Below are 12,835 nucleotides of genomic sequence, written 5' to 3'. Positions count from 1 at the left end.
TGAAAATTTCCCTGCGCGCGGTCTGAAAGCGACATTCATGTCTGGAAACCGCGTTGCGCGCCCAACTTGGGCACGCCTAGGCTGAACCCATATTCAGTCTTGCGGAGGTTCCCGTGACCACAGAAATCAAGCTGACGAATGGCCGATTGAAGAGCCAAGCTGTCAAGGCCTATTGGGATGAGGGGTTTATCTTTCCGATCCCCGTGTTCTCTGCCGCAGAAGCCGCTGGGTTCCGTGCCGAGTTGGAAGATGTCGAAGCCAATTGGCGCGAGGCGGACCTGCCACTGCCATTGAACATGTACAAACGCATCAACGCGCATGTGGTGATGCCTCTGGCCACGCGCATTTCTCTGGACCCGCGCGTTCTGGACGTAGTCGAAGGCGTGCTGGGTCCCGATCTGCTGCTGTGGTCGGCTGAACTGTTCATCAAGGAACCGCGTACAACGCAGGTGGTGGGCATGCATCAGGACCTGACCTATTGGGGGATGGGTGAAACCTCGGACCAGTTGACCGCATGGATCGCCCTGTCCCCCGCAACAGTCGAAAGCGGTTGCATGGATTTTGTGAAAGCCAGCCACAAGAATCCGATCCTGCCGCATAATGATACGTTTTCCGACAACAACCTGCTGTCGCGTGGGCAGGAAGTTGCAGTGGACGTTGCAGATGAGGACAAGACGCATATCGAGCTACAGCCCGGTCAGATGTCACTGCATCACGGGCTGACGATCCACGGATCAGGTCCAAACGCGTCGGATGATCGTCGGATCGGTCTGGCCATCCGCTATCTCAACCCCAACGCGCAGCAAAAGGTCGCCGACCGTGACTACGCCATTCTGGCGCGCGGCGAAGACCGGGTGGGGAATTTCATTCACATCCCGGCGCCGAAGGAATTGTTTGCACAAGACGCTCTGGACCTTCACGCGCGCATTCGCGCCGATCAGGCCAAAGCGATGGCCCAGGGGGCCGGCGAGAAACTGCAGCTTTACGATCAGGCCCCATCGAATCCGGGCTGAGACGGGCCCGACTGCCGCGCAGGGCCTTCCCCTTCCCGCGTCCATTCGCTATTGCAGGCGCTGACCCGAATTTGTTGACGCAGGACGCATCCCATGGCGATGGAAAAGACATTCAACGCGGCCGAGGCCGAGGCCCGCATCTATCAGGCCTGGGAACAGGCCGGAGCCTTCAAGGCAGGCGCGAACAAATCGCGCGACGAGAGCTTTACCATCATGATCCCGCCGCCCAACGTGACGGGGGCCTTGCATGTGGGCCATGCGTTCAACAACACGTTGCAGGATATTCTGACCCGTTGGCACCGGATGCGCGGCTTCGACACTCTGTGGCAGCCCGGTCAGGACCACGCTGGTATCGCCACGCAGATGCAGGTCGAAAAGATGCTGGCGGCCACTCAGCAACCTGGTCGGCGCGAACTAGGGCGTGAGGCATTTCTGGACAAGGTCTGGGAATGGAAAGGCGAATACGGCGGCACGATCATCGAACAGTTGAAACGACTGGGGTCGTCCTGTGATTGGTCGCGCAATGCTTTCACCATGGCTGGCGCGCCGCGCGATCCGCGTACCGGACACGAAAATTCTGCGAATTTTCACGACGCGGTCATCAAGGTCTTCGTCGAGATGTACGAAAAAGGCCTGATCTATCGCGGTAAGCGGCTGGTCAACTGGGATCCGCATTTCGAAACTGCCATTTCGGACTTGGAAGTCGAGAATATCGAAGTCGCCGGCCACATGTGGCACTTCAAATACCCGCTGGCCGGGGGCGAGACATACACTTACGTCGAGAAGGACGAAGACGGGAACGTAGTGCTTGAGGAAGAGCGCGATTACATCTCGATCGCCACGACGCGCCCCGAAACCATGCTGGGTGATGGCGCGGTTGCGGTTCATCCCTCGGACGAACGGTACGCCCCCATCGTCGGCAAGCTTTGCGAAATCCCGGTTGGTCCGAAAGAGCACCGCCGTCATATCCCGATTATTAACGATGATTACCCCGATCCCGATTTCGGCTCGGGCGCGGTGAAGATCACCGGTGCGCATGATTTCAACGACTATCAGGTCGCCAAACGTGGCGGCATTCCGCTGTATCGCCTGATGGATACAAGCGGGCACATGCGGGCCGATGGTGTACCCTACGCGAACGAGGCTTACAAAGCCGGGCAATACGCGCGCGGTCAATCCTTTACCGAAGGTGAGATCGACGCGATCAACCTTGTTCCCGACCACTTGCGCGGATTGGACCGGTTCGAGGCGCGCGCCAAAGTGATCGACGAGATCACCAGCGAAGGTCTGGCTGTCATGACCCGTGCTGATGACCCGCGTCTGGGATCGACCGCGCTAAAGCCGGACCACGAAGGCGCGGACAAAACCGTTCCGCTGGTCGAATCCAAACCAATCATGCAGCCATTCGGCGACCGCTCAAAAGTCGTGATCGAGCCGATGCTGACCGATCAGTGGTTCGTCGATGCTGAAAAGGTCGTTGGCCCTGCACTGGATGCGGTCAAGGACGGCACCGTCAAGATCATCCCCGAGTCCGGTGAAAAGACGTATTACCATTGGTTGGAAAATATCGAACCGTGGTGCATCTCTCGCCAGCTCTGGTGGGGGCACCAGATTCCGGTTTGGTATGGCCTTGATCTATCGGCTGAGAACTTCAAGGACGACGAAAACGACGGCGATCTTGACCTAGTCGAACTCGGCCGCCTGCTAAACGAAGGCGGCATGCTCCACCGTGGCAACGTCATGGAATGTGCGCCCAACTTTGATGCTGTTGTCGATAAATTCCTGGACGACAATGCCGATATCCCCAGCCCGCTGAGCCATGCGACCGTTATTGAGGTCGCCGACAAGCATGCGGCCATCCATCAATTCGCTGAAAGCCTTGCTCAGTACGCAGTCGAACAGGACCCGACCAAGCTGGTGTATCCGGTCTGGCGCGATCCCGATGTCCTCGACACCTGGTTCTCCTCCGGCCTCTGGCCCATCGGCACGCTGGGCTGGCCCGAGCAGACCGAAGAGCTGGAGCGTTACTTCCCTACGGACGTTCTGATCACCGGCTTCGACATCCTGTTCTTCTGGGTCGCCCGGATGATGATGATGCAGCTGGCCGTGGTCGATCAGATCCCGTTCCATACCGTTTACCTGCACCAGCTTGTCCGCGACGAGAAGGGCAAGAAGATGTCCAAGACCACCGGCAACGTCATCGACCCGCTGGAGATCGTGGACGAATTTGGCGCCGACGCGCTGCGCTTTACCAATGCCTCGATGGCGGCCATCGGCGGAGTGCTGAAACTCTCCAAAGAGCGCATCACCGGCTATCGCAACTTCGGCACCAAGCTTTGGAATGCCGTCCGCTTTGCCGAGATGAACGAGGTCTTCACCGACAGCGTCCCGCAACTGGACGTGGCCGACCTGAAACCCAAAGCCGCCGTAAACCGCTGGATCATTGGCGAAACCGCACGCGTACGGGAAGAGGTCGACGCGGCGCTGGAAAGCTATCGCTTCAACGACGCGGCGAACGCGCTTTATGCCTTTGTCTGGGGCAAGGTCTGCGACTGGTATGTGGAGTTGTCCAAGCCGCTGCTGCAAGGCGACGATGCAGAAGCGCAGGCCGAAACCCGCGCCACCATGCGTTGGGTTCTGGATCAGTGCATGGTCCTGCTCCATCCGATCATGCCCTTCATCACCGAAGAGCTGTGGGGCCTGACAGGCAGCCGCGCCAAGATGGTCGTTCACGCCGACTGGCCGAGCTATTCCGCCGCTGACTTGGTGGATGCCGATGCGGATCGTGAGATGAACTGGGTGATCTCGGTGATCGAAAACACCCGCTCAGCCCGCGCGCAGATGCGTGTTCCTGCCGGCCTTTATGTCCCTATGCTGGTGACCGAGATCGACGCCCACGGGCAGGCTGCATGGGACCGCAATGAAGCGCTGATCAAGCGTCTTGCGCGGATCGACAGCCTGACCAAGGCCGATGAATTGCCCAAGGGGACCATCTCGATTGCCGCCCCAGGTGCGAGCTTTGGCCTGCCGCTGGCGGACATCATCGATATCGGCGCGGAAAAGGAACGGCTGGAGAAAGCCATGGGCAAGCTCGCAAAAGAGCTTGGTGGTCTGCGCGGGCGACTGAACAACCCCAAATTCGTGGCTTCGGCCCCGGAAGAGGTTGTTGCTGAAGCCAAAGCGAATCTTGCAGCTCGTGAGGAAGAAGAAGCCAAGCTGAACGAGGCGCTTGCACGTTTGGCCGAGATCGCCTGATCCTCTACTTTTCATAAGCACTCAAAGTTCAAAAGCCCGCCGTTCTCCCGGCGGGTTTTTACTGTGCAATGACGTATTTCACCTTGTTCGCAGCAGCTTGTGATTGTTAGCAAGTGCGGGTGGTTATAGCCGAGGACAGGATGACACGCGCATTTCCCCCAATGCAGACCGTTTCGACCGGGCTGGTCGTGGCCATCGTCGGGTTCTTCAGCTCATTCCCAATTGTGTTGCAGGGGCTGAACGCGATGGGAGCCTCTTCGCAAGAAGCCGCCTCGGGCCTGATGAGTGCAGCCATCGCTATGGGGCTCGCCGCCATTGTGTTGAGCCTGTTTTACAAGTTACCAATCAGCGTTGCCTGGTCCACGCCAGGTGTCGCGCTGATGGCTGTGTCTGCTACACCGACCGAAGGGTTTTCAGGCGCAATCGGCGCATTCCTTTGCGCCGGAGCCCTGACCGTTCTGGCAGGGCTGTGGAAACCGCTTGGTCGGTTGGCTGCAGCAATCCCAATTACTCTGGCGCAAGCGATGCTGGCAGGCGTGCTCTTGCCGCTTTGCCTTGTACCATTCAAAGCGACGGTCGAGATCCCATGGCAGGCGTTGCCGGTGATCCTAACATGGTTTATTGCGGGCCGTTTCAATCGGTTGATCGCGGTTCCGGCAGCTGTGGTCGCGGCGGCTATCATTGTATCGCTGAACGCCGGAGATGCTCAATTGATGCCAGATCGTCTGATCGCTGCTCCGGTCTGGACCATGCCCACGTTCTCGGTCGCATCTGCCATCGGAATCGGCGTACCGCTGTTTATCGTCACGATGGCGACACAGAACATTCCCGGTGTCGCTGTGATGCGCAGCTTTGGCTTCGATCCAGTTCCCGGCCGGTTGTTTTCATCCGTCGGTGGCGCAAGCATGCTCTCGGCCCCGTTTGGAGCGCCGGCGACCTGTCTGGCAGCAATCACCGCCGCGATGTGTTCCAATGAGGACAGCCATCCTGACCCGGCGCAGCGGTACTGGTCTGCTGTAATGGGTGGTGTGTTTTACTGCTTGTTTGGCATCTTTGCGGTGGCAATCACAAGCTTTGCTGCCCATGCCGACCCATTGCTGATGGGTACGCTGGCAGGGGTTGCTCTGATCGGGGTCATGGCCAACGCCATGCATGCAGCGTTGGATATCCCTGCCGAGCGCGAGGCGGCAATTCTGACCTTGGTCATCACCGCCTCTGGTATCACGGTCTTTGGATTGGGTGCGGCGGTCTGGGGGCTTTTGGCCGGCGGAATTGCGTATGTCGTGACAAACAGAGTGCGGTAATCCCTTTCGCCCGACCGTCACAGGCAGTAGAATACAGACATGTTCGGATCGCTTGGAAAACTGGTGGAACGCCAGATCAAGAAGGCACAGGCCGAGGGCCAGTTGCAGGGGCTTGAAGGCGAAGGTGCGCCGCTGCCTGACCGTTCAAGTGAGGCGCAGGGTGATCCTGCCATTGCCGCTGGTCACCGCATCATGGCGCAGGCCGGGGTTCTGCCGGAAGAGTTCAACATCAAGAAAAAACTCGACGCGGCACGCAAGGATTATGATGCTCTGACGGATCCCGAAGAGCGCAAGTCGGCGATGTCCCGCATCGCCGATCTGGAGATGCGATACAATATGGCCCGCGATGCGCGACGCAGTTTTATGCGGTGACTACTTGAACTCGGGCTTGCGGCCCTGCATCTGCGCCATGACAACCTCCATCTGATCTGGCTTTCCAATCAGGTCGACCTGCTCTGAGGATTCGGCCATCAACACATGTGCGCGGTCTCGGGTTTCGGCCACATCGATCAGACGCTTGGCGGCACGGATGGCCGAGGGGCTTTTGCCCGTGATATCCTCGGCCAGCGCAAGTGCCTCGGTCAGCGGGTCATCCGAGAGTTTCGTCACCAGCCCCCAATCTGCGGCCTGCGGCGCACCGATCGGACGGGCGGTATAGGTCAGAAGGCGCAGAACGTCCGAACGAACAAGCTCAGGCAGCAACACCATCCCGCCCATGTCGGGAATGAGGCCCCATTTCATCTCCATCACCGACAGCTTGGCCTCGGGGTGCGCGATGCGGATATCCGCACCCAATGCGATCTGCAGGCCACCGCCATAGGCCACGCCCTGAATGGCGCAGATTACCGGGGCCGGGACACGCCGCCAGATCAGGGCAATCTCCTGCAACTCATTGGCATCTTCGTGGCTGCGGGTCATCAGCCATTCGGTCGGGTCTGTTTGGGCCATGCTGGCAAAGCTGGCCATATCGAGCCCGGCGCAGAAGCTTTTGCCCTCTCCCGACAGCACCACCGCCCGGATATCGGCGGCGGCGACCTCTTGCCCCGCCGAGAGGATAGCCTTGATCATCGCATCGTCCAAAGCGTTCATCTTGTCGCCGCGAGTCAACGTGACATGGGCGATGTGATCTTTGTATTCGACGGATACGCGGGACATGGGACCTCCGGTGCGTTCTTTGTTGCGTCAAGCATGCCAGTAAGAGGCAAGCAGCGCTACAACGACGTCAGGGCAAATCGGCGATCGGCATCCGACCAAACCAGGGAGAGTCCAGAGTCATTACATAGAACTGGTCGCCAGCCGCCTGGCCCGCAGTGGTGATGCCCAGCCGCCCTTGGGGGTCTTGCAGCGTACGCAGGATGGTTCCGTCACCATCAAACTGTACCAGCATACCGCGGTGGATCGGCGCGGGGCGCACCTTGGGTCCCAACCGCCATATTATCTTGCGTAGGAAGGGATAGGGCATCAGCTTTTCTGCAGGCACGCGCGGGCTGGCGAATGCCATCCAATAGGTGCCGTCACCTTGCGCTTTGATGTTATCCGGATAGCCTGGCAGGTTATCCAAAAGAACCTCTTGTTTTCCGGCTTTGGGGCCGACCAGCCACAGCTTGTGCACCCTTGCCCGACCCGTTTCGGCAATCAGCAGGAAATCTTCGTCCGGTGAAAGGGCAATGCCGTTGGTGTAGACGAACCCTTCTGCGATCTTTTCGGCGGTGCCGTCAGGCGAATAACGTGCCACATAGCCGGTTGGCGATTGCTCCCAGATCGTCATGACCGAGGTGGGTTTGGTGCCGCCCATGGTTTCAGGATCGAACCGGTCTGAGGAGTTCGAGAAATAGACCGTGCCGTCCTGTGCCACGTCCAGGTTGTTGGCATAGATGATAGGCGCGCCATCGATCTCGGAGACCAGTGTTGCCAGCGTTCCGGGCCCGGCCCAGCGCATCAGCCCTCGAAAGCTGTCGGCGATATAGAGCGCGCCATCTGGCCCCGCCCGCAGACCGAGGGGGCGGCCGCCAAGTTGATCGATCTCGGCCGGCTGGTCACCGTCGATGCGATAGAGGGTGCCGGATTGGCCGGTGGTATAAACTGCGCCGTCTAGCATCACTGCGATGTCTTCTGAGCCAATCTCCCCCGCCGGTAGCGAGATCAGCTGTGCTGTATCGAGATAGTTGTTTTCGATGAAATCGCCCGTGAATCCGGGCGGTTCGGGTGGCTCGTAGGCCACCGGGTCAACCGGGACCGGCCAGAACACGAGATAGGCAAGACCGATAAGGACAAGTGCCAGTATATAACGCATAACGCCTCCGAACTGCGGTTGCGAGCACACTGACTGTGATTGCATCTGCGTGCAAGGCTTGCCCCGCTGCAGAGGTTGCGCTTATCTGCCGCCATGACCGTTCCTCGTTACACCCCGCTTGCCCAATCCCTGCCCGCAACCGTGCCATTTGTCGGCCCCGAAACGCAGGAGCGTCAGCGTGGCGCGCCCTTTATCGCCCGGATCGGTGCAAATGAGAGCGTGTTTGGCCCCTCGCCGCGCGCCATAGAGGCGATGCAGCGGGCGGCGGGTGAGATATGGATGTATGGCGATCCTGAGAATTACGAATTGCGCCACGCGCTGGCCGCGTATCATGGGGTAGCGCCCGAAAATATCGTTGTCGGCGAAGGCATTGATGGCTTGCTGGGCTATCTGGTTCGGCTGTTGGTCGGGCATGGAGATGCGGTTGTGACGTCGGACGGGGCGTATCCCACCTTTAACTACCATGTGGCGGGGTTCGGAGGGGATTTGCACAAGATTCCCTATCGCGACGATCACGAGGACCCGGAGGCGTTGTTTGCCAAAGCAGCAGAGGTGAACGCAAAGCTGGTCTATCTGGCCAACCCTGACAACCCGATGGGCACTTGGCATTCCGGCGCGGATATCGTGGCCGCGATGGAAGCGTTACCAGAAGGCTGCGTGCTGGTTCTGGACGAGGCGTATGTAGAATGCGCCCCGGAGGGCACCGCCGCGCCTGTCGCGGCTGATGATCCGCGGGTCATCCGAATGCGGACGTTTTCCAAGGTCTATGGGATGGCCGGGGCTCGGGTTGGCTATGCCATCGGTGCGCCCGGGTTGATTTCCGCCTTCAACAAAGTGCGCAACCATTTCGGTATGAACCGGGCTGCCCAAGCCGGGGCTTTGGCCGCGCTTGAGGACAGCGATTGGCTGGCGCAGGTTCAGGATCAGATCGCCGAAGCTCGGGATCGGATCGCACGGATTGCACGGTCCAATGGGTTGGAACCTTTGCCCTCAGCCACAAATTTCGTGGCGATTGACTGCGGGCACGATGGGGTGTTTGCCAAAGCCGTTCTGGACTCGCTGGTCGAACAGGGAGTGTTTGTGCGCATGCCGTTCGCTGCGCCTCAGAACAGGTGTATTCGCGTGAGTTGTGGGGGAGAGGCAGAGATTGTCGCTTTCGAGGCTGCTTTGCCCAAGGCCTTAGCAAGTACCCGAGCCGTGTAGAGGGGCTCTCTGCCCCCCATCGCGCTGACGCGCGATTCCCCCCGAGGACATTTTTGGCCAGATGAAGACTCGGATCGGGTATTAGGTTGCCAATGCGGCGGCGGCGGCTTCAAGCGCGCCTTTGCCGCGGGGAATGTCGAGCGCGGCCATCGCCGTTTCGACGCCACCCAGCATGGCCATGACCATCTGAGCATTCACATGGCCCATGTGACCAAGGCGGAAACAGCCGTCCCAGTCCTCCATCCCCAGACCAATGCCGAGGGTCAGGCCAAGCTGGGTTTCGGTATAATTGCGCAGCGGGGTTCCGCGCCCTTCGGTCAAGCGCAGCGCGGTGACCGCGTGGCTACGAACGGCCGGGTCGGTAACGTTGAAATGCAGCGCGCCGCCTTGCGCCCAGATGTCACAGGCGGCCCAGATGGCCTTTGCCAGGTGTTCGTGGCGAGCCCAGACCTGTTCGAGGCCTTCGCCGTGGATCAGGTCGAGCGCGGCGCGAAGGCCATAGAGGTGGTGGGTTGGCGCAGTGCCATTGAAATACTGATAGAAAAGTTCGGGATTGGCGCGCGGCTGCCAGTCCCAATATTGCGAAACGCGGGGCATTGTGGCGCGTTTGGCTTGCGCTTTATCGTTGAAGAAGACAAAGCAGGTACCTGCCGGGGTCATCAGCCCCTTCTGGCAGGCGGTCACCGTGACGTCGACACCCCAGGCATCCATCTCGAACCGGTCGCAGCCCATGGATGCGATGCAGTCAGCCATCAGTAATGCGGGGTGGTCGAGGTCGTCGAGCAAGGCGCGCAGCGCCGGGATATCGTTGCGGATCGATGTGGAGGTATCGACGTGAACGGCAAGCACGGCCTTGATTTTGTGGCTGGAGTCGGCGCGCAATGCTTCGGCGATGCGCTCGAGATCCCAGGGTGAGGACATGCCGAAATCAATCAATTCGACCTTGGCGCCGATCCCCTCGGCCATCTCGGCCCAACCGTGGGTGAAGCGGCCCGAGGCCGGGGCCAGCACGGTTTCGCCGGGGGCGATCACGTTTGAGAGCGCGGCCTCCCACGTGCCGTGGCCGTTGGCGATGTAGATGGCGACGTTGTGCTGGGTTCCGGCAACGCATTTAAGGTCATGCGTCAGCGCGGGCATCATCTCAATCAATTCGCCGTCATAGATATTGGGCGACGGACGGTGCATCGCCTGTAGCACCGCGTCAGGCATGACCGAGGGGCCAGGGATGGCCAAATACTCGCGCCCATGCGCGAGGGGGATTTGGTTTGTCATGAGGGCAACCTGTCTGAATTGAGGGTTACCCTAGCGTTTCGCCCTGCGACGTCAATCCACCAGACTGGCGGCCTCGCGCGCAAGTGTTTCGATTCCAGCCCAGTCGCAAGTTTGCACCATTTGTTTGGGCGCGACCCAGCTGCCACCTGCGCAGGCAACATTCGACAGAGACAGGTAATCGAGGGCATTTGACGGCGATACGCCACCGGTTGGGCAGAAGGTGATCTGCGGCAAGGGCGCGCCGATGGCTTTCAGGGCGGGGGCTCCGCCTGAGGCCTCAGCGGGGAAGAATTTCAGCATGTCATAACCCTTTTCCAGCAGGGCCATAGCTTCGCTTGCGGTGGCCGCGCCGGGGAGAAGGGGCAGACCTTCGGCTTCGCAGGCCGCGATCAGGGCATCAGTCGCGCCGGGCGAGACACCGAACTGCGCACCAGCCTCTTTGGCAGCGCGTACATCTTCGGGCGTGACCAGTGTACCCGCACCTACTACGCCGCCGGGGACGTCGGCCATCGCCCGGATGGCATCCAGCGCCGCGGGAGTGCGCAGGGTGACTTCAAGCGCCGGGAGGCCACCGGCGACGAGAGCTTCGGCCAGAGGGCGGGCATGGGACGCGTCGTCGACGACCAGTACTGGGACAATCGGGGCCAGTGCACAAATCTCGCGGGTGCGTTGGGTTTTCGACATTGGGTCAAACTCCGAAAATGCTGGCGCCGGTGTCGGCTGAGCCGACATTCTGGCGGAATGCGCCGAAGAGGTCGCGGCCAACGCCGTGTAGGTTTGCAGTGAGGTCTGCAGTAGCAGGTACACGGTCGAGAACGCCGGGGGTCAGGATTTCCAACTCGCCCTTGATCGCATCGACGCGCAAAAGATCACCGTCCTGCAGATAGGCGATGGCTCCGCCGTCCAGCGCCTCGGGGCAAACATGGATGGCAGCGGGAACCTTGCCAGAGGCACCGGACATCCGGCCATCAGTGACCAGAGCCACTTTCTGCCCCCTGCCCTGCAGGATTGACAAGATGGGTGTCAGAGAGTGGAGCTCGGGCATGCCATTGGCCTTGGGGCCTTGGAAGCGGACGACGACGATGACATCATCGGTGAACTCACCGGCTTTGAAGGCCTCTTTCACGGCGTTCTGATCGTTGAACACACGAACGGGCGCTTCGACCACTTGGTGTTCAGGCGCCACGGCCGAGACCTTCATGACGCCTGTGCCCAGGTTGCCGGTCAGGCGAGAGAGGCCACCGGTGGCCTGGAACGGGTCTTTGGCGGGGCGGACGATCTTTTCGTTCAGACTGTGGCCTGCGCCGTCTTCCCAGACCAATTCGCCGTCTTTCAGTTTCGGTTCCTTAGTGTAGTTGTGCAGGCCCTGACCGGCGACGGTGAGCGTGTCGGGGTGTAGAAGGCCGTCTTCCAACAGAGTGCCGATGGCAAAGCCCAACCCGCCAGCGGCGTGGAAATGGTTCACATCAGCCAAACCGTTGGGATAGACCCGCGCGACCAGAGGCACGACGGCGGAGATGTCAGAAAAATCCTCCCAGTCCAGCACGATACCACCGGCACGCGCCATGGCGATCAGGTGGATCAGTAGGTTGGTGGAACCGCCGGTGGCCATCAGGCCAACGATGCCATTGACGAAAGCGCGCTCATCAAGGATCTGGCAAACCGGCGTGTAGTGATTGCCCAACGCGCTGAGGGAAAGGGCGCGGCGCGCGCCTTCTTCGGTCAGCGCATCGCGCAGGGGTGTGTTGGGGTTGATAAAGCTGGAGCCCGGCAGGTGCAGGCCCATGAACTCCATCAGCATCTGGTTGGTGTTCGCGGTTCCGTAAAACGTACAGGTTCCAGGGCCGTGATAGGCGGCCATTTCGGCCTTCATAAGTTCCTCGCGGCCCACTTCTCCTGCAGCGAATTTCTGGCGGATCTTGGCCTTTTCGTCATTCGGCAGGCCGCTGGTCATGGGACCGGCGGGTAGGAAGACGGCTGGCAAATGGCCGAACGCCTGCGCACCGATCACCAGACCGGGGACAATCTTGTCACAGACGCCAAGGAACACAGCTGCATCATAGGTGTTGTGGCCGAGAGCCACGCCCGTCGCCAGCGCGATCACGTCACGCGAGAACAGGGACAGTTCCATCCCCGCCTCACCTTGTGTCACGCCATCACACATTGCCGGAACCCCGCCCGCGACCTGCGCGGTGCCGCCTGCTGCGCGGATCGCATCACGGATCAGGCCGGGGTAGCGTTCGAACGGCTGGTGAGCAGAAAGCATGTCGTTATAGGCGGTGACGATGCCGAGGTTTCCTGCGGTGCCGGTTGCCATGGAGTTCTGATCCTCTCCGGCACCAGCATAGGCATGAGCCTGACCGCTGCAGGACAGATGCGCGCGGGCTGGGCCTTTGGATTTGGCTTGCTCCATCCGTTCTAGGTGCGGGCCGCGCAGGTCAGCGCTGCGGTCGATGATGCGTTTGGTGACGTCGGATATAACTGTGTTGACCATG

Annotated in this window: 10 protein-coding genes; 5 read left to right on the top strand and 5 right to left on the bottom strand. The window is 60.3% G+C overall.

Annotation, left to right across the window (positions count from 1 at the left end; translation table 11 throughout):
- Positions 1–113: 113 nt before the first annotated feature.
- From AC2FI7_RS08835 to AC2FI7_RS08820, 4 genes are all read left to right on the top strand, one after another.
- Positions 114–1,013, top strand: a complete 900-nt coding sequence (locus AC2FI7_RS08835) for a phytanoyl-CoA dioxygenase family protein (protein WP_010441706.1) — start codon at positions 114–116, stop codon at positions 1,011–1,013.
- A gap of 93 nt (positions 1,014–1,106) precedes the next feature.
- Complete coding sequence (locus AC2FI7_RS08830) at positions 1,107–4,268, top strand: valine--tRNA ligase (protein ID WP_496815779.1); 3,162 nt, start codon at positions 1,107–1,109, stop codon at positions 4,266–4,268.
- Between the two features lie 140 nt (positions 4,269–4,408).
- Complete coding sequence (locus AC2FI7_RS08825) at positions 4,409–5,572, top strand: benzoate/H(+) symporter BenE family transporter (RefSeq protein WP_496815778.1); 1,164 nt, start codon at positions 4,409–4,411, stop codon at positions 5,570–5,572.
- Between the two features lie 39 nt (positions 5,573–5,611).
- A complete protein-coding gene (locus AC2FI7_RS08820; RefSeq protein WP_010441703.1) occupies positions 5,612–5,944 on the top strand; it encodes a DnaJ family domain-containing protein in 333 nt (110 codons plus the stop codon).
- On the opposite strand, the gene AC2FI7_RS08815 is transcribed toward AC2FI7_RS08820, so the two are convergent.
- The gene (locus tag AC2FI7_RS08815; RefSeq protein WP_010441702.1) at positions 5,945–6,727 is read right to left on the bottom strand and encodes a crotonase/enoyl-CoA hydratase family protein; all 783 of its coding nucleotides are present in this window, start codon (positions 6,725–6,727) and stop codon (positions 5,945–5,947) included. It lies immediately after the preceding gene.
- Positions 6,728–6,794: 67 nt separating this feature from the next.
- On the bottom strand, positions 6,795–7,865 hold the full coding sequence (locus AC2FI7_RS08810; RefSeq protein WP_010441701.1) for an SMP-30/gluconolactonase/LRE family protein: 1,071 nt from the start codon (positions 7,863–7,865) through the stop codon (positions 6,795–6,797).
- Between the two features lie 93 nt (positions 7,866–7,958).
- On the opposite strand from AC2FI7_RS08810, the gene AC2FI7_RS08805 reads away from it, so the two are divergent.
- Entirely contained in the window at positions 7,959–9,068 is a 1,110-nt protein-coding gene (locus AC2FI7_RS08805; protein ID WP_010441700.1) for a pyridoxal phosphate-dependent aminotransferase, read from the top strand.
- Between the two features lie 81 nt (positions 9,069–9,149).
- On the opposite strand, the gene AC2FI7_RS08800 is transcribed toward AC2FI7_RS08805, so the two are convergent.
- From AC2FI7_RS08800 to edd, 3 genes are read right to left on the bottom strand one after another with little or no spacing between them, the layout of a single operon-like run.
- Positions 9,150–10,340, bottom strand: a complete 1,191-nt coding sequence (locus AC2FI7_RS08800; protein WP_010441699.1) for a pyridoxal-phosphate-dependent aminotransferase family protein — start codon at positions 10,338–10,340, stop codon at positions 9,150–9,152.
- Positions 10,341–10,391: 51 nt separating this feature from the next.
- The gene (locus tag AC2FI7_RS08795) at positions 10,392–11,024 is read right to left on the bottom strand and encodes a bifunctional 4-hydroxy-2-oxoglutarate aldolase/2-dehydro-3-deoxy-phosphogluconate aldolase (protein ID WP_010441698.1); all 633 of its coding nucleotides are present in this window, start codon (positions 11,022–11,024) and stop codon (positions 10,392–10,394) included.
- Positions 11,025–11,028: 4 nt separating this feature from the next.
- Complete coding sequence (edd, locus tag AC2FI7_RS08790; protein ID WP_496815776.1) at positions 11,029–12,834, bottom strand: phosphogluconate dehydratase; 1,806 nt, start codon at positions 12,832–12,834, stop codon at positions 11,029–11,031.
- Between the last annotated feature and the right edge of the window lies 1 nt (position 12,835).

It is taken from the genome of Ruegeria sp. YTSA064, from assembly GCF_059610325.1.
Note: the sequence above shows the minus strand (reverse complement) of the source record. Positions and strands in the feature narration are given on the sequence as shown.

Excerpts from the sequence above, each read along its gene's own strand:
- AC2FI7_RS08810 (WP_010441701.1), bottom strand. The coding sequence starts at position 7,865 with ATGCGTTATATACTGGCACTTGTCCTTATCGGTCTTGCCTATCTCGTG.
- AC2FI7_RS08805 (WP_010441700.1), top strand. The coding sequence starts at position 7,959 with ATGACCGTTCCTCGTTACACCCCGCTTGCCCAATCCCTGCCCGCAACC.
- AC2FI7_RS08795 (WP_010441698.1), bottom strand. The coding sequence starts at position 11,024 with ATGTCGAAAACCCAACGCACCCGCGAGATTTGTGCACTGGCCCCGATT.
- AC2FI7_RS08820 (WP_010441703.1), top strand. The coding sequence starts at position 5,612 with ATGTTCGGATCGCTTGGAAAACTGGTGGAACGCCAGATCAAGAAGGCA.
- AC2FI7_RS08800 (WP_010441699.1), bottom strand. The coding sequence starts at position 10,340 with ATGACAAACCAAATCCCCCTCGCGCATGGGCGCGAGTATTTGGCCATC.
- AC2FI7_RS08825 (WP_496815778.1), top strand. The coding sequence starts at position 4,409 with ATGACACGCGCATTTCCCCCAATGCAGACCGTTTCGACCGGGCTGGTC.
- AC2FI7_RS08815 (WP_010441702.1), bottom strand. The coding sequence starts at position 6,727 with ATGTCCCGCGTATCCGTCGAATACAAAGATCACATCGCCCATGTCACG.
- AC2FI7_RS08830 (WP_496815779.1), top strand. The coding sequence starts at position 1,107 with ATGGCGATGGAAAAGACATTCAACGCGGCCGAGGCCGAGGCCCGCATC.
- edd (WP_496815776.1), bottom strand. The coding sequence starts at position 12,834 with ATGGTCAACACAGTTATATCCGACGTCACCAAACGCATCATCGACCGC.